The following is a 26,982-nucleotide window of genomic DNA, read 5'->3' on the forward strand; positions in this document are numbered from 1 at the left end:
TAAACGTGTCCGTTCCATTCCGCTCCAGACACATGATTTTTATTACATTGAAGGGGTTCATACACTCCTGTATAATTAGTTAGGTTAAGGGGTGTACGTATGCTTAATTCAAAAAATAGATGGCTGGTTTCAGAAGCAGATTCGGAGAACATTCAGCAATTATCGATCGAGCTAGAGGTTTCTCCATTATTGGCTAAGCTGCTGGCAAGCAGAGGCTTAGACAAAATCGAGAAGGCGAAACAATTTATACATACAGATTTTTTGCAGTTTCATGATCCTTTCTTAATAAGAGATATGAATAAAGCTGTGACAAGAATTAAAAAAGCAATAGAAAAACAAGAACCTATATTAGTATTTGGCGATTATGATGCAGATGGTGTAACAAGCACTACGGTAATGATGACCGTTCTTCAAGATTTAGGAGCAAATGTTCAGTTTTATATTCCTGACCGGTTTACAGAAGGGTACGGACCTAACAAAGAAGCATTTTATCAGGCAAAAGAAGAAGGAATACAGCTCATTATTACGGTTGATACCGGAATTTCTGCAATAGAAGAAATTGAGTTTGCTAATGAACTAGAGATGGACGTTATTATTACCGATCACCATGAACCTGGAGAGACGCTGCCAGATGCCTACGCAATTATCCATCCAAAGGTAGGAGAAGATTATCCATTTCCTTTTTTAGCAGGTGTCGGGGTGGCTTGGAAGGTAGCACACGCTCTCTATGGTACTTTGCCTGAACACTTGATAGAGCTTGCTTGTATTGGAACGGTTGCCGACTTAGTCCCGCTGCAGGATGAAAACAGATTGATTGTGATTGAGGGTTTAAAAAAATTAAGACAAACAACACTTCATGGTTTACTTGCTCTTCTCTCCTGCGCAAAAGTGGACATATCGACCATTGATGAAGAGACAATTGGGTTTACGCTTGGCCCGAGATTAAATGCTCCAGGCAGGCTAACACATGCAGCTACTGCTGTATTACTGCTGCTGACCAAGGATAAGTCAGAGGCATTCGAATATGCACAGGAAATAGAGGCTTTAAATAAAGAAAGACAAAAAATTGTTCAAGACACGGTAAAAGAAGCGATTAAACAAGTTGAACAGACTCATGATTTGGACAAGGACCGAGTGATTGTTGTCGGAAGTAAAAGCTGGAATTCAGGGGTGATTGGCATTGTCGCCTCTAAGCTTGTCCAGGAATATTACCGGCCGACCTTTGTTTTTAGCATCGACGAGTTTGAAGGAACTGCAAAAGGATCCGCCCGAAGTATTCATGGGTTTGATTTGTATGAGAATTTAACTGAAGTGAAGGATGTTCTTCAGCACTACGGCGGACATCCGATGGCAGCGGGAATGTCTCTTTTGGAAGATGATTTGAAACTATTTAAGGAGAGAATGAATAAACTGGCCATAGCAAAGCTAAATAATGAGGATCTTATCCCTGTTATAAAAGTGGATGCGCGGCTAACTATAGACGATATTGATATTGAAGCAGTTGAAGAGTTAAAAATGCTCTCTCCTTTTGGTGTGCAAAACCCGAAACCGCGAGTTTTGATAGAAAATGCGACAGCTTTGGATATCAGAAAAATCGGAGCAGATAAAACCCATTTAAAAATGACAATTAGGGATCAGTCATCCGTGGATGTAATCGGGTTCGGTTTTGGTGGGGTTGCAGATGAAATTGCTCCGCTCTCTTCAATTGAGATTGTAGGAGAACTTTCGATTAATGAATGGAACAACCGAAAAAAACCGCAGCTTATGATGCAGGATGTTTGCGTAAAGGAATGGCAGCTCTTTGATTGGCGAGGTATTCAGGGAATTCATGAAAAAATAGATACCGTTCCAAGTGAAAAGCGGAAAATCATCTTTTTTAATCATACCTCTTTGCGCTTATTAAACAACAGATTCAAAGAAAACATCGTGCAGTTTCAAAATACTTCGATTGCTTCAGATGATTATATAATTTTATGGGATTTACCCACAAGCATGGACCAGTTAACCCAGCTTTTTCACGAGGGTATGCCAGCAAGAATTTATGCTTATTTTGCAAGCAGCAGAGAAGATTACTTCCAAACAGTTCCTACACGTGAACATTTTAAATGGTTTTACTCCTATCTATTGAAGTACAAATCATTTAATCTGAAAAAGCATAGTATTGCATTAGCTAAACGAAAAGGCTGGACAAATGATACAATAGAATTTATCTCAAAGGTGTTTTTTGAACTAGAATTTGTTACAATAGACAATGGTGTGGTTTCTATAAATCCCACCAAACAAAAACGTGACTTAGCTGACTCTCCTACCTATAAGATGAAAGTAGAGAGAGTAGAATTGGAGAAAGAGCTTTTATACTCATCCTATTCCCAGTTAAAGGCGATTTTTGAAAAGTCTATGAATAGGCATGAGAAAGCTAGGGAGGAAATAAAATAAATGGACTTAAAGCAATATATTACAATTGTCGAAGACTGGCCAAAACCAGGAATTAGGTTTAAGGATATTACTACATTAATGGACAATGGAGAAGCTTACAAATATGCTACAGACCAAATTGTCGAGTATGCACGTGAGAAAAACATTGATCTTGTAGTTGGTCCAGAAGCTAGAGGGTTCATTATTGGCTGTCCGGTCGCATATGCCCTAGGCGTGGGATTTGCACCGGTTAGAAAAGAAGGAAAACTTCCTAGAGAAACAATTAAAGTTGAATATGGATTAGAATATGGAAAAGATAGCTTAACCATTCATAAAGACGCGATTAAACCGGGTCAGCGAGTCCTCATTACGGATGACCTTTTAGCAACAGGCGGAACAATTGATGCAACGATTCAGCTTGTTGAAAAACTAGGAGGAGTCGTAGCAGGCATTGCCTTTTTAATTGAACTTGCTTACCTTGAAGGAAGAAGTAAGCTTGAAGGCTATGACATTTTAACGTTAATGAAATATGAGTAAGCACTTCACACTGAAGTGCTTCTTTTCATACGTTCAAAAATAGATAGAAAGCAAAACAAAATGTATTGTAAAAGAGGGAATCTTGTGCGCTGCCGAGTCAGGACTATACAACTTTTCCGGTTTTCTCTATAATTATGTCAACTCCTAAATGGAACGTAAGGTGATTTCATGGCAAACGATCAGGTTTTAACAGCCGAACAGGTAATAGATAGAACAAAAAAATATTTGAACGAGGAACACGTTGCGCTTGTGCAAAAGGCTTATGAGTTTGCCCAAGAGGCTCATAAGGAGCAATACCGGAAATCTGGTGAGCCTTATATCATTCATCCGATCCAAGTTGCCGGTATACTAGCTGACCTGGAGATGGACCCTTCTACTGTCGCAGCTGGATTTCTTCATGATGTTGTAGAAGATACCCAAGTTTCTTTAGACGAGTTAAAGGCAGTTTTTAATGAAGAAGTTGCCATGCTTGTTGATGGAGTGACAAAGCTCGGGAAAATTAAGTATAAGTCCCATGAAGAACAGCAGGCAGAAAATCATAGAAAAATGTTTGTTGCCATGGCACAGGATATCCGCGTAATCCTTATTAAACTAGCGGACCGGCTTCATAATATGCGTACGCTTAAACATTTGCCGCTCGAAAAGCAAAGACGGATTGCAAATGAGACGCTTGAAATTTTTGCTCCATTAGCTCACAGACTGGGAATATCCAAAATTAAATGGGAGCTTGAAGATACAGCGCTTCGTTTCTTAAACCCGCAGCAATATTATCGAATTGTTAATTTAATGAAGCGAAAACGGGCAGAACGGGAAGAGTATTTAGATGATGTTATTGACGAAGTGAAAGAACGGCTAAGTGAGATCAATATTAAGGCTGAGATTACAGGAAGACCGAAGCATATTTACTCAATCTACCGTAAAATGGCTTTGCAAAATAAGCAATTTAATGAGATCTACGATTTGTTAGCGGTTCGAATTATCGTTCAAAGCATAAAGGATTGTTATGCTGTTTTAGGAATTATTCATACAGCTTGGAAACCAATGCCTGGAAGATTTAAAGACTATATTGCGATGCCGAAGCCTAATATGTATCAGTCCCTGCATACCACTGTCATTGGTCCAAAAGGAGATCCGTTAGAGGTACAAATCCGTACGTTTGAACAGCATCGAATTGCGGAATTTGGGATCGCGGCTCACTGGGCGTACAAAGAAGGCAAAAAAGTTTCTGAAGGCATGAGTTTCGAAAAGAAACTGACCTGGTTCAGAGAAATTTTAGAATTTCAAAACAATACCAATAATGCAGAAGAATTTATGGAGTCATTAAAGATTGACCTATTCTCGGATATGGTGTTTATCTTTACTCCAAAAGGTGACGTAATTGAACTCCCGGCTGGTTCTGTCCCAATTGATTTTGCCTATCGGATTCATTCCGAAATCGGAAATAAAACGATAGGCGCAAAAATTAACGGGAAAATGGTTCCGCTCGATTATAAGTTAAAAACAGGTGACATCATCGAAATTATGACCTCTAAGCATTCCTATGGCCCAAGTCAGGATTGGCTTAAGCTTGCGCAAACCTCCCAAGCTAAAAATAAAATCAGGCAATTCTTTAAGAAACAAAGACGGGATGAAAATGTTGAAAAGGGCAGAGAGTGGATAGAAAAAGAGATCCGTAACATGGAGTTTGATGTGAAGGAAATCATGACTCCCGATAACCTAAAAAAGGTTGCAGAAAAATTCAATTTCTCCAACGAGGAAGACATGTTTGCCGCTGTGGGCTATAACGGCATTACCGCGTTGCAGGTTGCTAACCGTCTTACAGAAAAATGGAGAAAGAAGCGGGATCAGGAACAGGAAAATAGCTTTATTGAAACATTGCCCGACTTAAAGTCTCAGCCTCATAAAAAGCGGGATTCAGGGGTAAAAGTAAAAGGACTCGATAATCTGCTTATTCGTTTATCAAGATGCTGTAACCCAATCCCTGGTGACGAAATTATCGGGTATATTACAAAAGGACGCGGAGTTTCAGTCCATCGGACCGACTGTCCAAACGTTTCGACAGAGGATGCAAAGGCACGGATCATTCCAGTTGAATGGGAAGGCAGCACATTCCAGCGGAAAGAGTACAATGTGGATATTGAAATAAGCGGCTTTGACCGAAGAGGTTTACTTAACGAAGTTCTTCAGGCTGTCAATGAAACGAAGACGAACATTACAGCCGTTACAGGTCGCTCGGACCGAAATAAAATGGCAACCATTAATATGTCCATTTCGATTCATAATAAGAGCCATCTGCAAAAAGTGGTGGATCGCATTAAACAGCTGCCAGACATATATGCAGTCAGAAGAATGATGAGTTAAGGGAGCATTTGTCATGAAAGTTGTGTTACAGCGGGTAAAAAAGGGCTCTGTGACAGTAGATGGAAACGTAGTGGGAAAAATCACACGAGGATTTGTATTGTTTGTGGGTGTTACCCATGATGATGCTGAATCTGATGCTAAATATCTTGCCGAAAAAATTGTTCATCTTCGAGTCTTTGAGGACGAACAGGAGAAGATGAATTTATCTCTTCAGGATGTAGGCGGAGAAATTCTATCTGTTTCCCAATTTACTTTATACGGAGACTGCAGGAAAGGACGACGTCCCAATTTTATGGCTGCAGCCCGGCCAGATTATGCCGAAAATCTCTATGAATACTTTAATTCCTGCCTGCGTGACCTCGGCGTTAAAGTCGAAACAGGAATTTTTGGAGAAATGATGGATGTAGAGATCCAAAATGACGGTCCTGTAACATTAATATTGGAAAGTAAATAGAAAAAGGCAATCGCATCGGAGCGATTGCCTTTTTTGTTATTAAGGACTAATGCTTTTAAAATATTTGGCTAATCCATAGTAGATTCCCGTAGTTACTTGTTCTTGATAAGGGCTTGTTTGTACAGTGGCTTCCTCAATGGGATTACTTAAATATCCAAGCTCTACCAAGACCGAAGGCCGATTATTTTCCCGCAGGACAAAATAATTCCCATAGCGTGCCCCGCGATTGTTCAGCTTTGTTTTACTGGCGAGTTCAGACTGAATCATTTCTGCTAATGCCTTATTGTCAGAATTATAGTAATACGATGTAATTCCATGTACACTAGGATCTTCAAAACTATCGTAATGAAGACTGATAAAGACATCTGCATCATAATAGTGAGAAAGGCTGACACGTGATCTTAACGACAAATAACGGTCATCGCTTCTTGTCATGATCACGTTGGCACCGGCAGATTTTAATTTTTGTGCTAATAATTGACTCGTTCTAATGGTAATTTCTTTCTCATTGGTTCCGGTGGCCCCTGAAGTTCCCCGGTCAGCTCCTCCATGTCCGGCATCGATAACAATCGTTTTTCCTGCTAAATATTGACTTTCATTTGCTCTTTCTATGGAGGAATCTGTACTGTTGGTAGTAACGACCCACCCGGCTACATAGGCTGGTTTTGAAGAAGAGATTTCAATTTCGTACCAATCACCTGTTTTTTGCAGAATTTTAAAGGTTTCCCCTTGTTTCGCGCGTTGAACCACAGGATAAGTGGTATCCGGTCCAAGTCTGATATTGGTTCCGTTATAAAGAATAATAATTTCTTTGTCAGTTTCCTTTTCTTCTGATTTTGAATCTGGTACAGAAACAGCCAGCTTTTCCAGGTACCAGCCTGCAACCCAGCCTGTCTTATTTCCATCATATTTGATCTTAATCCATTTGCTCTTTTCTTCTAGAATAGTAACTTGGTCTCCTTTAGAGATACTGTCTACAATCCGGCCGGATAATGAGCCGTCATCTCGGACATTTAAACTGGAAGCTGTTACGATTGCTTGTAAATCTGAAATCGTGTCTTCAGTTGGAGAGGCTGTTTCCTCATTGCTTTCTTCGTCTGTATCTGTCTTCGTCTTATTGCTTTCAGAAGTTTTTTCTTCCTCACTTGGTTCTTTTATCGAAACATACTGCGCACTTACCCATGCTTTTGTTCCTTTGTATTGAATTTTGACCCAGTCTGATTCGACTTGCTGGATATGTATTTCTTCTCCCTCGTTTAATTTTCCGATTACAGAGCTGGATAAAGAAGGTTGATCCCTGACATTTAATCGGTTAACTGTGACCGTTCCCTTTTTTGAAGAACTCGCTTTATTATCTGTCACAGGATTTGTTGAATCGACAAACTGCAGATATTCTTTTGAGACCCATCCATTCGTACTCTTCGTTGAAATATGGATCCAGTCTTCGACTGAATCTAGGACATTTACATACTGATCCTGATTAACGAAGCCCAAAATGCCAAAGTGTAATCCAGGTCCTTTTCGAATTCGAAGCCTGTCCACAGTTACAATGGCTTGGGCTGTTTCGGATATTTCTGGTTTCTGTTCATTGACATACCAGCTGGCAACCCAGCCATCCTCGCTTCCGCCTATTGAAATTTTTATCCAATCATTTTCACGATCTGTCACCTTAAAGTGATCCCCGCGTTTCACAGATCCGATAATATCATAAGTTAGGCCAGGACCTTTTCGTACATTTAAATGATCAACATTGACCGTTACCTCTTCCTCGTTCGAATAAGCGGGTAACGCAGGGAAAAGAATCGGAATGATCAAAAAACAAGTGAATAGAATGGTGATTCCTTTCTTAGACATGTTGAGCCCCTTTCAGTCAAATAATAGGGTCAATTTTAAAGTTTGAATAAAGTGAACCCCTTTTACTTATTTTCGTTAGAAGGGATAAAAATCCCTTTTTAAAAATGAAAAAATGGATGCTTCCTAATCTGGGGGATATGTTTTCCTGAATTTTAGGACAAACTAGAGAAAGTATCGGTTAGAAGTGAGGGGTTATTAATTATGAGAATGGATTATAAAAAAAATATGGCTCACCGCAATAAACAAGATGTATTCGGGGTAGAGCTTCATGATTTCCTTGTAAAGGAAGCAACTCTTACTGAAGTTGAATTGGCCGGGGAGCTAGGAATATCTGTCGGGAGTGTCAGGAAGCTAAAAAAACAAATTCGCTAAAATCAATGATTTGTTCTTGACAACAATGAAGAGTATTCTTATGATTATGTAACATAATCTAATATTTGAACCGATGAAAGAGAAAAGTAATTAAGGAGTACATGTTTAGAGAGAAAATGCCGTGGCTGTAAGCATTTTTACATAGTGCCTTAATGAAAGACACTCTATAGGTTTCCCTCCGAACGCTTAAGGTTAGTAGGCGGTGAACGTATGCAGGCGTTAACGATTGAAGATAAAAACATGTTACATGTTTTTAATTAGGGTGGTACCGCGGGTTTGCTCTCGTCCCTTCTGGGATGAGGGCTTTTTTATTTGCAAAAACATCGGGCTTTTAAACCTAAGGGAGGAAGCCTGCGATTAGAGTTTATGTAAAGTACTAGTATTTTAAAAGAATTTTTGATAAAAGGAGGTTTTCAGGTGAGCAGTATTCAAATTCCAAGAGGAACACAGGATATTTTGCCTGGAGAAAGTGAAAAATGGCAGTGGGTTGAACAAATTGCAAAAGATATTTGCTCAGCCTACCAGTATAAAGAAATTAGGACTCCAATCTTTGAACACACAGAGTTATTTCAAAGAGGAGTAGGTGACTCTACTGATATTGTTCAAAAAGAGATGTATACCTTTAAGGATCGGGGCGATCGAAGTATCACATTAAGGCCAGAAGGAACTGCTTCAGTTGTACGTTCCTTTGTCAGTCATAAAATGCACGGTTTGCCTGATCAGCCTGTGAAGCTTTATTATTTAGGACCGATGTTTCGCTATGAAAGACCGCAAGCAGGCAGGTTCAGACAGTTTGTTCAGTTTGGTGTTGAAGCACTCGGAAGTGATGATCCTGCTATTGATGCAGAAGTCATTTCCTTGGCAATGAATATTTACAAAAAAGCAGGTTTAAAAAATATTAAGCTTGTGATTAATAGTTTGGGTGATCCTGAAAGCCGTACAGCTTATCGCGAGGCACTTGTTAATCACTTTAAAGACGGAATCCATGAGTTTTGTACAGATTGTCAAAATCGATTAGAAAAAAATCCGTTAAGAATATTAGACTGTAAAAAGGATCGGGATCATAGCTTAATGAAATCAGCACCTTCGATTCTCGATTTCCTAAATGAGAATTCTAGTAACTACTTTAGGATGGTACAAAACTATCTCACACAACTAGATATCCCCTTCGAAGTGGATCCTAATTTAGTACGCGGCTTAGACTACTATAACCATACAGCTTTTGAAATTATGAGTAATGCTGAAGGATTTGGAGCGATCACCACTCTTTGTGGCGGGGGCCGATATAATGGGTTAGTTGAAGATTTAGGCGGACCGGAAACTTCTGGAATTGGGTTTGCTTTTAGCATTGAGCGATTATTAGCAGCGATAGAAGCAGAAGGTTTAGACATTGAATTCACTAAACCTTTAGATTGCTATTTTATTGTATTAGGTGAAAAAGCCAAGGAAAAAGTAGTCAAAGTTTTACAGGATATAAGACTAAACGGTATTTCTGCTGAAATGGATTACCTGAACCGAAAGATGAAAGCGCAAATGAAAGCTGCGAACCGCCTTCAAGCGAAACAGGTTGTAATTGTAGGGGATGAAGAGCTAGACAGAGGTGTTGCGGTATTAAAAAACATGGAATCTGGCGAGCAGAAAGAAGTTGAATGGAACAAGCTTTTTGATGAAATAAAATCGGTTATGTAAGGCTAAGGAGGAACAGACATGTTTGGAAGAACGTATTTTTGTGGAGAAGTAACCGAACATATGACAGGTGAGGAAGTTATTTTAAAAGGCTGGGTCCAGAAGCGCAGAGATTTAGGGGGACTGATCTTCATCGACCTTCGTGACAGAACCGGGATCGTTCAGGTTGTGTTTAATCCTGATGTTTCAAAGGAAGCGTTAGAAATAGCAGAAAAGGTCAGAAGTGAATATGTTCTTGATGTTCGCGGAAAAGTGGTTACCCGTGAAGAAGGAACAATCAACGATCAAATAAAAACAGGTAAAATTGAGATTCAGGCTTTACAAGTAAACATCATAAATGAAGCAAAGACACCGCCATTTTCGATATCGGATCATACGGAAGTATCGGAAGAGCTCCGTTTAAAATATCGTTATTTAGATTTAAGAAGACGTGAGATGTTTGAAACTTTACAATTAAGACATAACGTTACTAAAACGATCCGTCATTTTCTCGATGAGAATGGGTTCTTAGAAGTAGAGACTCCAATCTTAACGAAGAGTACACCAGAAGGAGCAAGAGACTACTTAGTTCCAAGCAGGGTACATCCTGGCGAGTTCTATGCACTTCCTCAATCACCGCAGCTTTTCAAACAGCTGTTAATGGTTGGCGGGGTTGAAAGGTATTATCAAATTGCCCGCTGCTTTAGAGATGAAGATTTACGGGCAGACAGACAGCCTGAATTTACCCAAGTGGATATCGAAACGAGCTTTTTAAGCAGTGAAGATATTATTACCTTAATGGAATCGATGATGAAGCAGTTAATGAAGAAGGTAAAAGGAATCGAGATTGAAGCCTCCTTCCCGCGGATTACTTACTTTGAAGCCATGGACCGCTATGGATCTGATAAGCCGGATACCCGTTTTGGATTAGAATTGGTGAATGTATCCGAGTATGTTAAGGAATCTGATTTTAAAGTGTTCGCTTCCACGGTTGAAAACGGCGGTCAAGTAAAAGGAATTAATGTAAAGGGTGCGGCTGACAAATACTCCAGAAAGGACATTGATGGTCTTACTGAATTTGTTTCACGCTATGGAGCAAAGGGATTAGCATGGTTAAAGGTGGAAGAAGGAGAATTAAAAGGTCCAATCAGTAAATTCTTTGATGAAACCAAACAAACAGAACTAAAAACTGCATTTGAAGCTGATACGGGCGACCTTCTTCTGTTTGTGGCTGACCGTCCCGCTGTTGTGGCTGATTCCCTTGGGGCACTGAGATTAAAGCTAGGAAAAGAGTTACAGCTAATTGATGAAAAAGCCTTTAACTTCCTATGGGTAACAGATTGGCCATTACTTGAGTACGATGAAGAAGAAGGCCGATATTACGCAGCACATCATCCATTTACAATGCCTGTAAGAGAGGATTTGGCGTTATTAGAATCCAATCCTGAAAAAGTAAGGGCACAAGCTTACGATTTAGTTTTAAACGGATACGAATTAGGCGGAGGGTCTCTTCGTATTTTTGAAAGAGACATTCAAGAAAAGATGTTTGAAGTACTAGGCTTTACAAAAGAGGAAGCAAGGGAACAATTTGGTTTCCTGCTCGATGCGTTTGAGTATGGTACACCTCCACATGGCGGAATTGCCCTCGGACTCGACCGATTGGTTATGTTACTTGCGGGCCGTACGAATTTACGGGATACAATTGCATTCCCGAAAACAGCAAGTGCCAGTGACCTGCTTACTAATGCACCTGGTGAAGTGAGTGATGCGCAATTACAAGAGCTTCATTTGGCAACCACCGTAAAAAAATAGATATTATACGGATTTTTCCAGCTTGGGTTACCTTGAAAACGACTTGTTCTGTATGCTACAATACTTACAACATAACGAGTCCTGATGTGTACGTTGTAACTCCTTGTTTTGACCGAACATTTCTGAAAAGGGAGCCCGTACGTTTTCATACAGCGTAAATGCCTCCATGGAGAGAGGACTTACAAAGTTTTGAAACAGGGCACCCACCTGCTCCAGAGCGGGTTCAAAACGAAGGCCTTATCGCGACGGCACGATTGGGACTCGTCCATTCAATACATAGCTCAAGTCTCCTTAAACGGGAGACTTTTTTATATTTAAGAATGGAAAAAAATTTAAGCAATCGGGCGAATTCGCCCCCGTCAAATAAGCAGTAGCATTGAGCAAAGCGGGGCAAGTTTACGTTTTGAGCTCGCAGACAAACTCTGTTTAGTCTAATGGATTTGTCTGTTTTTTACGGACATTGGTTCCGCTATTTTGCTAAATAACTGCGATTTACTGAAGATTTTTGGCAAATAGCGGAACGTATGTCCTTTTTCATCTTCAGAACAGCGGTTTTTAGGGGAATAGCGGAATGTATGTCCTTTAATTAACAGATGTCGAGGATGCCAGGTTCTTTAAAGGGACATTAGTTCCGTTTATTTTATGAAAGTGAACCATTTCCAATAGTAGAGAACTAAAGTGCCGTACATAGAGAAAATAACAGCTGTTTTTTATTTTTAAAAAAGCAGTATGAACAAACTAAAATATATAATGTCTATGCGGACAGGAGAATGTTTATTATAATACAGAAATGTGAAGAAGCGTAAATTTAGATGGAGATGATAAACGTATGCTACACCAATTTTCAAGAAATGAATTAGCAATAGGAAAAGAAGGCTTAAACAAGCTTGAAAACACCACTGTGGCTGTTTTGGGTGTGGGAGGAGTAGGTTCCTTTTCAGTAGAAGCACTGGCGAGAACAAATATTGGGCGCCTTGTTTTAGTGGATAAAGATACGGTCGATATTACGAATATTAATCGTCAGCTCCCGGCACTTCTATCGACTGTTGGCGAGCCGAAAGTGGATATTATGAAAAAAAGAATCGAAGATATTAATCCGAATTGTGAAGTCATTACTCTAAAAATGTTTTACAACGAAGAAACGTATGAGAAGTTTTTTGAATACGGATTAGATTACGTTATTGATGCTTCTGATACGATTTCCTATAAAATCCATTTAATGAAAGAATGTTTAAAACGGAACATCCCAATTATATCAAGTATGGGGGCTGCCAATAAGACCGATCCAACCCGTTTTAAAGTAGCCGATATCTCAGAAACCCATACTGACCCGATTGCCAAAGTCATTAGACTGCGTCTGCGTAAAGAGGGAATCCGTAAGGGGGTCAAGGTCGTATTTTCCGATGAATCCCCGATTGTGATCCGGGAAGAAGTCAGACAATATGTAGGAAAAGAAGATGCGCCAATACGGAAGGCAAAAATGCCGCCATCCTCTAATGCATTTGTCCCTTCAGTAGCTGGATTAATAATGGCGGGCTACACCATTAATCAAATCTTAAGTGACATTCCGGTTCAGCGTGTTAAAGATGAAACAAACTCCATGTCCTAGGACATGGAGTTTGTTTGTCTATGCTTTTAAATTTTTCTTATTTTTTTCGATCTTCTCATACACTTGACTCAGAGCCTGCTCAAATTTCCCGGTAGCCTTCGGGGTATAATAGTGGGAATCCTTCAATAGGTCTGGCAAGTATTGCTGGTTGACCCATGCATTCTCATAATTGTGAGGATATAAGTAATCGATTCCGCGGCCCAGTGCTTTTGCTCCCTGATAATGGGCATCTTTTAAATGGAGCGGGACTTCTCCTATTTTTCCACTATGAATGTCGGAAAGAGCCGTATCAATCGCAGTTATGGCTGAATTGGATTTTGGCGAAAGTGCTAATTCAATAACAGCTGCAGCTAATGGGATTCTCGCTTCTGGAAAGCCGATTTTTTCAGCGGTCTGGACCGCTGCAAGCGCCCTCGGACCAGCCTGCGGGTTTGCCAGACCAATGTCCTCATAGGCGATGACAAGCATTCTTCTCGAGATGCTAGGCAAATCTTCAGCTTCGATTAGGCGCGCCAAATAATGAAGGGCTGCATTGACATCACTGCCCCGAATCGATTTTTGAAAGGCTGAAAGAACATCATAATGTGCATCCCCATCCCTGTCATGCTGAAAGCTTTTTTTCTGAATACACTCTTCCGCAATTTCGGTTGTAATATGAATCAATCCATCTTTTGACTCTTCTGTGGAAAGGGCTGCAAGCTCTAAAGCATTTAATGCACTGCGGGCATCTCCATTTGCTGCATAGGCTAGATGATCCAGAGCTTCATCGTTCACTTCTAGGGCTAGCTTTCCTAACCCTTTTTCTTCATTTTCTAAAGCTCGTTTTAACGCTTGTAAAATATCATCTGGAGAAAGGGGCTTACACTCAAATATTTGACAGCGGCTGCGAATCGCCGGATTAATCGCATGATAAGGATTGCTAGTGGTCGCACCAATAAGGGTAATCATGCCGTTCTCTAAATAAGGAAGAAGAAAATCCTGCTTGGCTTTGTCTAAACGATGGACTTCATCTAACAATAATATGACTTTGCCTGACATTTTCGCCTCTTCCGCTACAATCTGCAGATCTTTTTTCTGATGCGTCACTGCGTTTAATGTTCGAAAAGCATAATTGGTACTCCCGGCAATTGCACTGGCTATTGATGTTTTGCCTACACCTGGAGGACCATATAAAATCATCGAGGATAATCTTTTAGCCCTGACCATCCGTTCAATCATTTTTCCTTTTCCAACAAGGTGTTCTTGTCCAATTACTTCTTCAATTGTTCTGGGCCTCATTCGATAGGCCAATGGCTGAACGCTCATTCCTTTCACCTCTTGGACGAAAAGTCTTCTAAACCAATCTATCATAAAAAACTGTTCAATGGAACAAATGTACGTATCAAAACCCTACTAGTTTACTTGTATTTTTGATAAAATAAAAAAGTTAATGGGCAAATATTACGTTAAGAAAGAAGAGAATACTTTGAAAAAGAAACCGGAGCAGCTTATAGAGCGATACATCATTTTTGTGGTTGGCCTCCTTATTATGGCATTTGGTTTTGTTTTACTGATCATATCAGACATCGGAGCGACTCCGTGGGATGTGTTACATGTAGGTCTATTTTTGCAGCTGGGATTAACAATTGGAACTTGGTCAATAATTGTAGGGATTATGATTCTGGCTTCGACCTCGTTACTGACTAAAAGCTGGCCAAAAATCGGTGCTTTTTTAAACATGCTTTTAGTGGGGGTATTTATTGATTTATACTTACTGCTTCCCTTTTTAAAAACGCCATCTCATGTAGTAGGACAGTTTGTAATGGGAGTTATTGGTATTGTTGTGGTAGGATTCGGTATGTGTCTGTATATCTCTGCTCGGTTAGGAGCTGGCCCTAGAGATAGTTTAATGCTCGCGATTCGGGATAAAACAGGCTGGAAAGTACAGCATGTTAGAAGTATATTAGAAATTTTTGTTTTAGTGGCAGGATGGCTCCTTGGCGGACCCATTTTTATTGGAACTTTTTTATTTGCTTTTACGATCGGTCCTGTTACTGGATGGGCCTTTCCACTGTGTGAAAGGCTGACAAATCGCCTATTATTATTATCAAGAGTTAAAAAAATGAGAGATTTGAATGATCAAAGTATGAAACGGGGGATCAGTTGATGAAAATATCGACTAAGGGAAGGTATGGTTTAACGATTATGATTGAGCTCGCGAAAAAGTATGGAGAAGGGCCGATTTCCCTTAAATCAATTGCACAAACACATGAATTATCAGAGCATTATCTGGAGCAATTAATCGCACCTTTGCGAAATGGCGGTTTAGTGAAAAGTGTAAGAGGTGCCTACGGTGGGTATATACTAGCTGATGAGCCCGAACAAATTACTGCAGGTGATATTATTCAATTATTAGAAGGACCTATTAGTCCTGTTGAAGGTATAGAAGATGAGGAACCAGCCAAACGCGAATTATTTATTAGAATAAGAGATGCCGTTAAAGAAGTTTTAGATTCCACGACTTTAGAAGACTTAGCACAATACTCAGAAGACGGAGATGCAGACTCCTATATGTTTTATATTTAGCAATGAAATGAGGGTTTCAGTTGAAAAATATCTATTTAGACCATGCTGCAACTTCACCTGTACATCCAGATGTAATCGAGAGAATCACGAAGGTGATGCAGGAGGTGTACGGGAATCCTTCAAGTATCCATGCGTTTGGCCGAAAAGCGCGCCAAATTGTAGACAATGCCCGGACAACCATCGCTAAAAGCATCGGCTGTAAATACAATGAAATCATTTTTACAAGCGGTGGAACTGAGAGTGATAACTTAGCCATTAAGGGGATTGCCCATGCATATCGTGAAAATGGGAAGCATATTATTACCTCTTCCATTGAACACCATGCGGTTCTTCACACCTGTCATTCACTCGAAAAGGAGGGGTATGAAGTAACCTATCTTCCTGTAAATGAAAAAGGGATGATTTCAATTGAAGATTTTCAAAATTCCCTGCGCGACGATACCATCATAGTCTCTATTATGTTTGGAAACAATGAGATTGGAACGATTCAGCCAATTGCAGAAATCGGGGAAATATTAGAAGGACATCAGGCCTTTTTCCATACAGATGCGGTTCAGGCCTATGGTCTAGTCCCCATTGATGTAAGTAAGCTTAAATTGGATGCATTAAGCGTTTCTGCACATAAAATTAATGGTCCTAAGGGTACAGGATTTCTTTATCTAAAAGAAGGAATCAAATTAGCTCCTGCACTTCACGGAGGAGAACAAGAGAGAAAACGCCGGGCGGGGACCGAAAATGTGACCAATATTGCCGGGTTTGAAGAAGCCGTTAAATTAGCGCAAAATACGATGGAGCAGAAGGCGGCCTATTATCAAAAGCTAAAAAACTTGCTAATGACAGAGCTTCAAAACCGGGGAGTACATTTTGAACTAAATGGAGACATTGAACATTCCCTGCCTCATGTAATAAATTTGTCATTTCCTGGGATTGATGTAGAAGCCTTTCTTGTTAATTTGGACCTGGGCGGAGTTTCAGTCTCAAGCGGCTCTGCATGTACGGCAGGTTCCATTGAACCATCTCACGTTTTAACAGCTATGTTTAGTTCAGGGTCCGAACGGCTCAGAAATTCAATTCGATTTAGCTTTGGTTTATTTAATACAGAAGAAGATATTGTAGATGCTGCTGAGATTGTAGCAACCGTTGCAAAACGTTTGACTTCCTTATAGACGTATGTAAAAATGAAAAAAGTTTTCTCATAAATCAATTCATAAAAAAATTATGGATATAAATACAGTTTTGAGGCAGGTGAACAGAATGGAAAAGGCTCGTGAAAATACCCGAGTAGTGGTCGGTATGTCTGGCGGGGTAGATTCATCCGTGACTGCACTACTCCTAAAAGAGCAAGGCTATGATGTGGTTGGTATCTTCATGAAAAACTGGGATGACACCGACGAAAATGGAGTGTGTACCGCAACAGAAGATTACAATGATGTGATTCGGGTTTGTAACCAAATCGGAATTCCCTATTATGCGGTTAATTTCGAAAAGCAATATTGGGAAAAGGTTTTTACGTATTTCCTTGATGAATACAAAGAAGGAAGAACTCCTAATCCTGATGTAATGTGTAATAAGGAAATTAAATTTAAAGCATTTTTAGAACACGCCTTCCAGCTCGGGGCCGATTATGTAGCCACCGGACATTATGCTAGGACAGCAAGGGATGAAAACGGAGAAGTGAAACTGCTTCGCGGGGTCGATCAAAATAAAGACCAAACCTACTTTCTAAACCAATTGTCACAGGAACAGCTGCAAAGAGTCATGTTCCCGATTGGTGAGCTAGAGAAAAAAGAGGTACGCGAAAAAGCGAAAGAAGCGGACCTGGCAACTGCTCATAAAAAGGATAGTACTGGTATTTGTTTTATTGGAGAAAGAGATTTTAAAGAGTTCTTAAGTCAGTATCTCCCAGCTCAACCTGGTGATATGAGAACGCTCGACGGAAAAAAGGTAGGAAAACATGACGGTTTAATGTATTACACAATTGGCCAGCGTCATGGACTCGGTATTGGCGGTGCGGGTGACCCATGGTTTGTGATCGGCAAGAATGTTGAAACGAACACGCTATATGTGGGACAAAGCTTTGAAAACGATGCACTATATTCAGATGCATTAATCGCAACAAAAGTAAATTGGATTCCCGCGGGTAAAATGCCAAAAACCTTTGAATGCACGGCTAAATTCCGTTATCGTCAGCCTGACCATCCTGTTACTGTGTATGTCAATGATGATGGTACAGTAAAGGTAGAGTTTCATGGTTCTGTTCGGGCTGTAACACCTGGTCAGTCTGTTGTTCTCTATGATGGCGAAGAGTGTCTCGGCGGAGGAACGATTGATCAAGTGATTAAAAACGATCGAGTACTGGACTATGTAGGATAAACTCCAACTTTAAGTTGGGGTTTTTCTTATTATGATTTCAAAGATTTACTTTGGACGTGTGCTATACTAGTGAAAGGATTAGGAGAGTGAGAAGATGTCACTTCGTAAACAAGGATTAAAAAGCTTAAAGGATGGTAATCTTGAAGAAGCGACCTCATATTTTTTAAAGGCCATTGAAGAGCAGCCGGAAGATCCAATTGCCTATATTAACTTAGGCGATGTATTTGTAATGCTCGGAGAAGCAGATCGTGCACTTCCGCTATTTCAGAAGGCCATTGATATCGACGAAGATATGGCAACTGCCTACTACAGTATAGGTACCGTTTATTATAAAAAAGAAAAGTATAAAGAAGCGTTAGAGTTCTATGAAAAGGCCTTAAAAAACGGCCTTCAATCAGCCGATCTCTATTTTATGCTAGGCATGTGTATGGTTCAGCTGGAACAGCCGAAACTAGCGGTTCCTTATCTCCAAAGGGCAACTGAGCTGAGTCCGGATGATACAGAGGCACATCTGCAATACGGTCTTGTTTTAGGAGGCTTGGGCTATTTTGAGCCTGCCAAAAAGGAGTTCGAACTTGTTCTCTCCTTTGATCCGAATCAGCCTGACGCCCACTATAATCTCGGTGTTGTCTATTATATGCATGAAGATGACTTAAACAGTGCTAAAAAATGCTTTGAAAAAGCAATTGAAATCAAGCCAGACCATGCACTAGCCGCTTATGGGCTCAAATTAATTGAGAAGATGGCAAAGTAATTTCTAAGGGTAGAAAGGGGATATTCCCGTGCGCCAGGAATCCTTTAATCTTTTTGCTGAAACTGAAAAATATATAAAAGGCCGCCCGATTGTCACAATTTTTCATAATGAAAGTAATTTGTATACCGTTGTCAGAATTAGGGTAGAGGAAACAGATGAAATTTATGACGAAAAAGAGGCAGTTGTGACCGGGTATTTTCCGCGAATTCATGAAGAAGATACGTATAAATTTTATGGTGTCATGAAGGAACACCCAAAATTTGGACTGCAGTTTCACGCTCATCGGTATGAAAAGGATATTCCTAAAACAAAAGACGGTGTAATTCAGTATTTATCTAGCGATCTATTTCCTGGTATAGGGAAAAAGACGGCTACATCGATTGTAGAGGCGCTCGGAGAGAATGCTATATCAAAAATTTTAGAGAATCCCCATCTTTTAGATAGCGTTCCAAAGCTATCTCCCGAGAAAGCGAAGCTCATTCATGAAACTTTAAAGGAGCACCAAGGCTTGGAAGAGGTTATGATTACTCTTTCTCAATTAGGATTTGGCCCGCAAATCTCAATGAAGATTTACCAAACCTATCGGGAATTAACATTGCAAATAATCAATGACAATCCTTATAAGCTTGTAGAAGATGTAGAAGGGGTTGGGTTTTCAAAAGCAGATGAACTAGGCGAGCATATGGGAATCAGTGGAGATCATCCAGCCCGTATTAAGGCTGCGATTCTTTTTACATTAGAAAAGAGCTGCCTGCAAGAAGGGCATGTATTTTTACAGAAGGATCCATTTTTATTTGAAGTAAAAAGTCTGCTAGAAAATAATCAGCCTAAAGCAATCGATCCTCCTGTTATTGAAGCCGAGTTAGTTAAGCTGGAAGAGGAAGGAAAAATAAAGCTGCAGGAAACCAGAGTCTACATGCTTTCTTTGTATTTTGCTGAACGGGGTATTGTCTCAAATATTGAGAGACTGCTAAGCCAACAGCAGTATAAAGACCAATTTTCTGAATCGGAGTTTTTATTAGCATTGGGTGAGCTTGAGGATAGGCTGGGAATCCAGTATGCTCCGACGCAAAAGACTGCGATTCAGCAAGCTTTAACTTCACCGATGCTTTTGTTAACCGGTGGACCAGGAACAGGGAAAACAACCGTGATTAAAGGAATTGTAGATTTATATGCCGAGCTTCACGGACTTTCATTAAATCCAAAAGATTATAAGGATGAGCCATTTCCTGTAGTGCTGGCTGCTCCAACGGGCAGAGCCGCGAAACGGATGAATGAAGCAACAGAGCTTCCCGCGGTGACCATTCACAGACTGTTAGGCTGGAACGGGAGTGAAGCATTTCAATATGATGAAGAGCAAAAGATAGAGGGAAGACTGTTAATCATTGATGAAATGTCGATGGTGGATACATGGCTTGCTCACCAGCTCTTCAAAGCTCTCCCAGATGACATTCAAGTCATTCTTGTCGGTGATGAAGATCAATTGCCGTCAGTAGGACCAGGACAAGTGCTGAGGGATTTGCTTGATTCAAAGAAAATCCCGACAGTCCGCCTTACAGACATTTACCGGCAAGAAGATGGATCCTCTATTGTCGACTTGGCCCATTTGATAAAAAATGGCGAAGTCCCTCTTAATCTGACTGAGCAAAAAAAAGACAGATCGTTCATCCCATGCAGACCGCTGCAGATGGGTGAGGTTGTTCAGCAAATTGTTCAAAATGCTTTAAAGAAGGGATTTACCAAAAAGGATATTCAAGTTCTTGCGCCGATGTATAAAGGACCTGCCGGAATTGATGCACTCAATACATTACTCCAGGAAGTCATGAATCCAAATCCGGACAAGTCACGCAAGGAAGTCACTTTTGGTGATAAAATATATCGAATCGGCGATAAAGTATTGCAGCTTGTTAATCGTCCCGAGGACCAAATCTTTAATGGCGATATCGGAGAAATCATTTCAATTATCCGTTCTGAGGAGAGTCAGACCGAAGAAAAGCAAGACCAGCTGATTGTGTCGTTTGACGGAATAGAAGTCTATTATCCGAAAGCCCAATGGAATGAGATTACCCTGGCTTATTGCTGTTCAATCCATAAATCACAAGGAAGCGAATTCCCGATTGTCATTCTGCCGATCGTAAAAAGCTACTATCGGATGCTTCGCAGAAATTTACTTTATACTGCCGTTACAAGAAGCAAGCAATTTCTGATTCTATGCGGAGAGCCAGAAGCTTTTAAAATGGGTGTTATAAGACAGGATGACCGGAAAAGACAAACCTCTCTCGCTGAAAACCTGCTGGAACAGGGTCAATCCAATGCTGAACCCTTATTCCTAACGGAAGAGGCGTTATTTAAAGTTGATCCGATGATAGGGATGGAAAACCTCTCTCCTTATGATTTCCTCACTGCAAAATAAGGAATGCTCCCACTAGTGCGGGAGTATTTTTTTGTTTAGTGACCAGCCGGTAATTTACTCTTTACAGCAAGCGCTTTCAATTATTAGCGGGCATTTCATTACAATACGGGCCAAACGTATACAAAACGCCAAAAATGGGAATACTAAGCAACGACTTTTAAAACAATCTTGTTGAATACTAGATAGGTAAGGAGTGCCAATAGTGCTTAAGTGCCCGAATTGTCAAAGCAAGGATATAGGTAAAATTGGAGTAAATCAGTACTATTGCTGGAACTGCTTCATTGAAATGACGGTATCTAAAGGAGTTATCAATACGCATCAAGTAGAAGAAGACGGTTCATTATCATCTTTAGACGATTTGTTTGATGAACAGGATCGGCAATTCAGTATGTAGCCCATTCGTCCGCCTGATAGATTTCAGCGGACGTTTTATATTGGGGGACACATCACCCTATGTATATTCTTTCTCCTTTCATTGAAGACTAACAGTGAGGGGGTATGTCCATGGATATAAAAATCAAGTGGTTGTATAGGCTGGGGATTATCTTACTCACGTTTATATTAATTTATATTTTTTTATTAATTAGAAGCATCTGGCTTCCGCTCTTACAAATTGTTTTCACGGTTTTAACTCCGTTTGTCATTAGTGCATTTATTTCATACCTTCTTTATCCAACCGTAGAAAAATTACATAAACAAGGCCTCCATCGAGGGCTGTCGATTTTTATCATATATGTTCTATTTTTCGGGTCAGTAGGATATGGAATTTATAAAGGCGTCCCTCTATTTGTTCATCAATTAAAGGATTTTGTTGAAAATGCTCCTTATTTTGCCCATCAATATCGAGAGATTGTTCACACATTGGAGCGGGAAACTTCTGCTTTGCCTGCAGAAATAAAGGCCAGGATAAGTGAAGGTATTGTTATGGCCGAGCTGCTATTAGACCGTCTTTTGGATAAAACGGTGGATATTCTAATAAAAATCGGAAATTCCTTGTTTGTGATTATACTTATACCGTTTATTTCTTTCTATATGTTAAAAGATATTGAGAAAATAAAGGAGACATTCTGGAAGTTAACCCCCTATAAATGGAGAAATGAAGGAAAACAATTTTTATATGATATTGATGAATCGCTGGGACACTACATAAGAGGGCAGTTTACCGTTTGTTTAGCAATGGGACTTATCTCGTTTACACTCTTTTGGATGATTGGGTTAAAATATCCTCTCCTGCTCGGGATATTCGTTGGTGTAACCAATATTATTCCTTACTTTGGTCCGATTATCGGGGCAATCCCTTCTGTGATTATTGCGGCAACGATGTCAATTAAGTTAGTGATTTACAGTCTCATTATCATCCTGGTGCTGCAATTTTTAGAAGGAAACATTCTATCGCCTTACATAGTTGGAAAGAGCCTTCATATGCATCCCTTATTAATCATTGCTGCATTGCTTGCTGGCGGTGAGATAGGAGGCATCATCGGACTCCTTATTGCAGTGCCATTGCTTGCAATCGTAAAGGTGACTCTTTTCCATATCAAGCTTAGGTTTATTGATAAAGTCAGAATCTGAGAAACGTTGACAAATCTATTTACTGTCCACTATAATTTGCGTATACATTTGGATATAGAAAAACAAAGAAGGAACCAAGTACGTTACAGACCATCTGCATGCTTTTATACAAGGCAGGGAAGAGAGGAATCTCCACAGGCTGAAAGGGATTCTAGATGAAGGGTAACCGAAGCTATTCCAGAGTGCAGCTAAAACCTGCCGTTTGCCGCGTTAAGGTATGGAGTGATGAGGAGAATAATTGTCCTCATAACCAGGGTGGTACCGCGAGTTAGCTCTCGTCCCTGTTACAGGGATTGAGGGCTTTTTATTTTGGAGAAAAATATAAACAGGAGGATGAAAAAATGAAGTATATTTCTGGAAATGACATTAGAAAAATGTTTCTCGATTTTTTTGCTGAAAAGGGACATCGGGTGGAACCGAGCGCATCTTTAATTCCGCATGAAGATCCTTCTTTGCTTTGGATTAACAGCGGCGTAGCTACCTTGAAGAAATATTTTGATGGAAGGGTAATTCCTGATAATCCGCGTATTACCAATGCACAAAAATCAATCCGGACCAACGATATTGAGAATGTTGGAAAAACAGCACGTCACCATACTTTCTTCGAAATGCTCGGAAACTTTTCAATTGGCGAGTATTTTAAAGAGGAAGCGATTGATTGGGCTTGGGAGTTTTTAACCAGTCCAAAATGGATTGGGTTTGAACCGGAAAAACTTTCGGTGACGATTCATCCAGAAGATAACGAAGCTTTTGAACTTTGGAACAAGAAAATTGGAATCCCGAAAGAAAGAATTATTCGCTTAGAAGGCAACTTCTGGGATATTGGTGAAGGCCCAAGCGGTCCGAACACAGAAATATTTTATGACAGAGGGCCTCAATATGGCGATGACCCGAATGATCCTGAGCTCTACCCGGGCGGTGAAAATGATCGCTATTTAGAAGTTTGGAATCTAGTATTTTCTCAATTCAACCATAATCCGGATGGAACCTATACACCCCTTCCAAAGAAAAACATCGATACTGGGATGGGGTTAGAAAGGATGACATCTGTTGTTCAAAATACACCAACCAATTTTGAAACTGATTTGTTTATGCCGATCATTCAAGCAACTGAAGAAATAGCAAATATTGAATACGGCAAAAATGAGGAACAGACGGTTGGATTTAAAGTGATTGCCGACCATATTCGAACCGTTTCATTTGCTGTTGGCGACGGTGCTTTGCCTTCCAATGAAGGGCGAGGTTATGTCTTGCGCCGTTTGCTCAGAAGAGCAGTCCGTTATGGAAAGGTGCTTGGTATTGATGAGCCGTTCTTATATAAACTGGTACCAGTAGTCGGTTCGATTATGGAGAGCTTCTATCCGGAAGTCAATCAAAAGCAAGAGTTTATCCAGCAAGTGATTCGTACAGAAGAAGAAAGATTCCATGAAACCTTAAATGAGGGAATCAGCCATATTAGCGATATTATCGAGCGTCTAAAAGATAAAGGCGAAGCTATGATCCCAGGGACAGATGTATTTAAGCTATATGATACGTATGGTTTTCCAGTTGAATTAACAGCTGAGTATGCCGAGGAAGCTGGGTTAAAAATTGACATTGAAGGCTTTGAAGCAGAAATGGAACAGCAGCGTGCACGTGCAAGAGCAGCTAGACAAGATGTTGGCTCTATGCAGGTCCAAGGCGGTGTATTATCAGAGCTAAAAATGGATAGCGAGTTCGTCGGATATGAAACGCTTGAAACTGAAAGTAATATCGAAGCGATTATTGTAAATGGAGAACTCGTAAAAGAGGTTTCAGAAGGAAAAGAAGCATATCTGATTTTAAATAAAACTCCTTTCTATGCAGAAAGCGGGGGGCAAATTGGCGATAAAGGTGTAATACAGTCTCCAAGTGTAAGGGTGGAAGTTTTAGATGTGCAAAAGGCACCAAACGGACAAAACCTGCACCGTGTGAAAATCGTTTCTGGCGAGCTTACTGAAGGCATGGAAGTAGCAGCAAAAGTGAACCATGAATCGAGAAAAGATATCATAAAAAATCACACGGCTACCCATCTGTTGCATCAAGCATTAAAAGATGTATTGGGAAGCCATGTAAACCAAGCCGGATCACTTGTAGAGCCAACGAGATTACGATTTGACTTCTCTCATTTCGGCCAAATCTCTGAAGAAGAACTCGACAAAATCGAGGAAATCGTTAATGAAAAGATTTGGGAGAGCATTGATGTTAAAGTTTTCCATAAATCAATAAATGAAGCAAAAGAAATGGGAGCTATGGCTTTATTCGGCGAAAAATACGGAGACATCGTCCGTGTTGTCCAAGTCGGTGATTACAGCCTGGAATTATGTGGCGGCTGCCATGTAACGAATACTTCGGCTATCGGATTGTTTAAAGTTGTTTCTGAAGGCGGAATTGGAGCAGGGACCCGCAGAATTGAAGCAGTAACAGGAAAAGCAGCATACAAGCGTCTCAATGAACAAATCCAAATCTTACATGAAACAAGTCAGCTATTAAAAGTACAGCCCAAAGATGTCGTCGCAAAAATACAAGGTCTTCAGGCTGATTTGAAAGAATTAGAACGAGAAAACGAATCATTAAAAGCTAAAATTGGTCATATTGAAGCTGGCGGCTTACTGGATTCTGTAAAGGATATAAATGGAGTAAAACTCATTGCCAAAAAAATAGCAGGTTCAGATATGAATCAGCTTCGTAATATGGTTGATGATTTAAAAGAAAAACTGGGCTCAGGTGTTATTCTTTTAGGAACAGCTAGTGATGATAAAGTTCAATTAATAGCAGGAGTAACGAAAGACCTTGTCGAAAAAGGCTACCATGCAGGAAAATTAATAAAAGAAGCTGCTGCGATTTGTGGCGGTGGAGGCGGAGGCCGTCCCGATATGGCTCAAGCTGGCGGAAAAAATCCAGAAAAACTGGATGAAGCAATCCACTTTGCAGAAGAATGGGTAAAATCCGTTTGATTCCTTCTGGAAGTAGTGTAAAATGAAGGTAACTTCTGGATAGGTCAATCTTTCCAAAGGGAGAAGAATGTTTCTCCCTTAGAAAGTAGAAGGTAGATAGGTTCTTACTGGTAGAGGGGTCTCGATTACGGTCAATGCTTAGCCAGTGAGTCCGGGAAAAGTCCGTCTGAAGAAAGATGAGGTGCTAGTCTTTGAGCTCTTTTGATAAAACGATGCAATTTAACTTTCCGGAAGAACCTGTGGAACACGATGTCAAGGAGGTTCTGCTTCATGTTTATGAAGCATTACAAGAAAAGGGATATAACCCGATTAATCAGATTGTAGGCTATTTGCTTTCGGGTGACCCAGCCTATATCCCGAGACATAAAGATGCTCGGAATATCATACGGAAGCTTGAAAGAGATGATATTATTGAAGAATTAGTCAAATCGTATTTAAAGGACGAACGTGAGGGTTAATATGCGCATTCTAGGGTTAGACGTAGGTTCAAAGACAGTTGGTGTCGCTGTCAGTGATGAGCTTGGGTGGACGGCCCAAGGGCTTGAAACGATATCTATTGACGAGGAAGCTGGTGAATTCGGCTTCGATCGATTGGACAAGCTAATGAAGGAATATGACGTCACCAAAGTGGTTGTGGGCCTTCCCAAAAATATGAACGGTACGATTGGCCCAAGAGGAGAAGCAAGCCAAGTCTATGCCAGTAAAATTGAAAAAAGATACGGTATCCCGGTTGTATTATGGGATGAGCGCCTGACAACGATGGCAGCTGAACGCGTTCTTTTAGAAGCTGACGTCAGCCGAAAAAAGCGGAAAAAAGTGATTGATAAAATGGCAGCCCATTTTATCCTGCAAAGCTATTTAAATAGTCAATAATAGGAGGGATTCGAATGGATCACGGAGAAGAAAAGCACATTACAGTATATGATGAAGAGGGTAATGAACAACTTTGTGAGGTATTGTTTACCTTTGAATCAGAAGAATTCGGCAAGTCATATGTTCTATATTATCCAGTTGGCGCAGATGAGGGCGAAGATGATGAGGAAGAAATTGAGATTATGGCCTCAAGTTTTACTCCTGGCGAAGAAGGCGGAGAGCTGCAGCCGATTGAAACCGATGAAGAATGGGATATGATTGAAGAAATGCTAGAGACATTTCTGGCAGAAGAAGAGGAATAAGATAGGGTTTTATAGTAAGACCTCAAACTTGAGGTCTTACTTTTTTCTATGGGGATCATTTTAAAATAACGGAAAT

The 26,982-nt window shown here is 40.3% G+C and carries 22 protein-coding genes, 1 other RNA gene and 1 other annotated feature; of the genes, 21 read left to right on the plus strand and 2 right to left on the minus strand.

From position 1 onward, the window contains the following. The first annotated feature begins 99 nt into the window (after nt 1-99). From recJ to dtd, 4 genes are all read left to right on the plus strand, one after another. A complete protein-coding gene (gene recJ, locus CRO56_RS13435) occupies nt 100-2,436 on the plus strand; it encodes a single-stranded-DNA-specific exonuclease RecJ (RefSeq protein WP_179714279.1) in 2,337 nt (778 codons plus the stop codon). Continuing rightward, nucleotides 2,437-2,952 carry an adenine phosphoribosyltransferase gene (locus CRO56_RS13440; RefSeq protein ID WP_097159123.1) on the plus strand — a complete coding sequence of 172 codons (516 nt, stop codon included), beginning with the start codon at nt 2,437-2,439 and terminating at the stop codon, nt 2,950-2,952. Nucleotides 2,953-3,120: 168 nt separating this feature from the next. Continuing rightward, nucleotides 3,121-5,313, plus strand: coding sequence for a RelA/SpoT family protein (locus tag CRO56_RS13445; protein ID WP_097159124.1), 2,193 nt, complete (start codon nt 3,121-3,123; stop codon nt 5,311-5,313). Nucleotides 5,314-5,326: 13 nt separating this feature from the next. After that, nucleotides 5,327-5,767, plus strand: a complete 441-nt coding sequence (gene dtd, locus CRO56_RS13450; RefSeq protein ID WP_097159125.1) for a D-aminoacyl-tRNA deacylase — start codon at nt 5,327-5,329, stop codon at nt 5,765-5,767. A 39-nt stretch (nt 5,768-5,806) separates the two neighbouring features. Here the strand turns inward: dtd and CRO56_RS13455 are convergent, their stop codons facing one another. Then, nucleotides 5,807-7,621 (minus strand): N-acetylmuramoyl-L-alanine amidase family protein, encoded by a 1,815-nt coding sequence (locus CRO56_RS13455; RefSeq protein ID WP_097159126.1) that lies wholly within the window; start codon nt 7,619-7,621, stop codon nt 5,807-5,809. A 201-nt stretch (nt 7,622-7,822) separates the two neighbouring features. On the opposite strand from CRO56_RS13455, the gene CRO56_RS22920 reads away from it, so the two are divergent. The 5 genes from CRO56_RS22920 to CRO56_RS13475 all read left to right on the plus strand — a co-directional run bounded on the left by CRO56_RS22920 (nt 7,823) and on the right by CRO56_RS13475 (nt 13,079). After that, complete coding sequence (locus tag CRO56_RS22920) at nt 7,823-7,993, plus strand: hypothetical protein (RefSeq protein WP_179714280.1); 171 nt, start codon at nt 7,823-7,825, stop codon at nt 7,991-7,993. A gap of 64 nt (nt 7,994-8,057) precedes the next feature. Continuing rightward, nucleotides 8,058-8,286 (plus strand) — a binding site (T-box leader). A gap of 124 nt (nt 8,287-8,410) precedes the next feature. Next, nucleotides 8,411-9,682, plus strand: coding sequence for a histidine--tRNA ligase (hisS, locus tag CRO56_RS13460; protein ID WP_097159127.1), 1,272 nt, complete (start codon nt 8,411-8,413; stop codon nt 9,680-9,682). A gap of 18 nt (nt 9,683-9,700) precedes the next feature. Beyond that, the gene (gene aspS / locus CRO56_RS13465) at nt 9,701-11,470 is read left to right on the plus strand and encodes an aspartate--tRNA ligase (RefSeq protein WP_097159128.1); all 1,770 of its coding nucleotides are present in this window, start codon (nt 9,701-9,703) and stop codon (nt 11,468-11,470) included. Nucleotides 11,471-11,545: 75 nt separating this feature from the next. After that, nucleotides 11,546-11,735: non-coding RNA, 6S RNA (gene ssrS / locus CRO56_RS13470), on the plus strand. A 564-nt stretch (nt 11,736-12,299) separates the two neighbouring features. Continuing rightward, nucleotides 12,300-13,079 carry a tRNA threonylcarbamoyladenosine dehydratase gene (locus CRO56_RS13475; RefSeq protein WP_097159129.1) on the plus strand — a complete coding sequence of 260 codons (780 nt, stop codon included), beginning with the start codon at nt 12,300-12,302 and terminating at the stop codon, nt 13,077-13,079. An 18-nt stretch (nt 13,080-13,097) separates the two neighbouring features. Here the strand turns inward: CRO56_RS13475 and CRO56_RS13480 are convergent, their stop codons facing one another. Continuing rightward, nucleotides 13,098-14,384: a replication-associated recombination protein A gene (locus CRO56_RS13480; protein WP_097159130.1), complete on the minus strand. Its 1,287-nt coding sequence runs from the start codon at nt 14,382-14,384 to the stop codon at nt 13,098-13,100. 160 nt (nt 14,385-14,544) lie between these two features. Here CRO56_RS13480 and CRO56_RS13485 point away from each other — a divergent pair, with 160 nt between their 5' ends. The 12 genes from CRO56_RS13485 (at nt 14,545) to CRO56_RS13540 (ending at nt 26,906) form a co-directional block, all read left to right on the plus strand. Continuing rightward, nucleotides 14,545-15,225, plus strand: coding sequence for a YczE/YyaS/YitT family protein (locus tag CRO56_RS13485; RefSeq protein ID WP_245855878.1), 681 nt, complete (start codon nt 14,545-14,547; stop codon nt 15,223-15,225). Beyond that, nucleotides 15,225-15,644 carry a cysteine metabolism transcriptional regulator CymR gene (gene cymR / locus CRO56_RS13490; RefSeq protein WP_097159132.1) on the plus strand — a complete coding sequence of 140 codons (420 nt, stop codon included), beginning with the start codon at nt 15,225-15,227 and terminating at the stop codon, nt 15,642-15,644. Before CRO56_RS13485 ends, cymR begins: the two co-directional genes overlap by 1 nt. A gap of 20 nt (nt 15,645-15,664) precedes the next feature. After that, nucleotides 15,665-16,810, plus strand: coding sequence for a cysteine desulfurase family protein (locus CRO56_RS13495; RefSeq protein WP_097159133.1), 1,146 nt, complete (start codon nt 15,665-15,667; stop codon nt 16,808-16,810). Nucleotides 16,811-16,898: 88 nt separating this feature from the next. Continuing rightward, a complete protein-coding gene (mnmA, locus tag CRO56_RS13500; protein ID WP_097159134.1) occupies nt 16,899-18,017 on the plus strand; it encodes a tRNA 2-thiouridine(34) synthase MnmA in 1,119 nt (372 codons plus the stop codon). A gap of 94 nt (nt 18,018-18,111) precedes the next feature. Continuing rightward, nucleotides 18,112-18,771: a tetratricopeptide repeat protein gene (locus CRO56_RS13505; protein WP_097159135.1), complete on the plus strand. Its 660-nt coding sequence runs from the start codon at nt 18,112-18,114 to the stop codon at nt 18,769-18,771. A 22-nt stretch (nt 18,772-18,793) separates the two neighbouring features. Further along, the gene (gene recD2 / locus CRO56_RS13510) at nt 18,794-21,184 is read left to right on the plus strand and encodes an SF1B family DNA helicase RecD2 (protein WP_097159136.1); all 2,391 of its coding nucleotides are present in this window, start codon (nt 18,794-18,796) and stop codon (nt 21,182-21,184) included. Nucleotides 21,185-21,386: 202 nt separating this feature from the next. Then, the gene (locus CRO56_RS13515) at nt 21,387-21,578 is read left to right on the plus strand and encodes a hypothetical protein (protein WP_097159137.1); all 192 of its coding nucleotides are present in this window, start codon (nt 21,387-21,389) and stop codon (nt 21,576-21,578) included. Nucleotides 21,579-21,688: 110 nt separating this feature from the next. Further along, on the plus strand, nt 21,689-22,756 hold the full coding sequence (locus CRO56_RS13520) for an AI-2E family transporter (RefSeq protein WP_097159138.1): 1,068 nt from the start codon (nt 21,689-21,691) through the stop codon (nt 22,754-22,756). 341 nt (nt 22,757-23,097) lie between these two features. Then, the gene (gene alaS / locus CRO56_RS13525; protein ID WP_097159139.1) at nt 23,098-25,731 is read left to right on the plus strand and encodes an alanine--tRNA ligase; all 2,634 of its coding nucleotides are present in this window, start codon (nt 23,098-23,100) and stop codon (nt 25,729-25,731) included. Between the two features lie 191 nt (nt 25,732-25,922). Then, nucleotides 25,923-26,189, plus strand: coding sequence for an IreB family regulatory phosphoprotein (locus CRO56_RS13530; RefSeq protein WP_097159140.1), 267 nt, complete (start codon nt 25,923-25,925; stop codon nt 26,187-26,189). 1 nt (nt 26,190) lies between these two features. Continuing rightward, entirely contained in the window at nt 26,191-26,604 is a 414-nt protein-coding gene (ruvX, locus tag CRO56_RS13535) for a Holliday junction resolvase RuvX (protein WP_097159141.1), read from the plus strand. Nucleotides 26,605-26,618: 14 nt separating this feature from the next. Then, nucleotides 26,619-26,906, plus strand: coding sequence for a DUF1292 domain-containing protein (locus tag CRO56_RS13540; protein WP_097159142.1), 288 nt, complete (start codon nt 26,619-26,621; stop codon nt 26,904-26,906). Nucleotides 26,907-26,982: the final 76 nt, after the last annotated feature.

This window comes from Bacillus oleivorans (assembly GCF_900207585.1).
Classification (GTDB): Bacteria; Bacillota; Bacilli; order Bacillales; family JC228; genus Bacillus_BF; species Bacillus_BF oleivorans.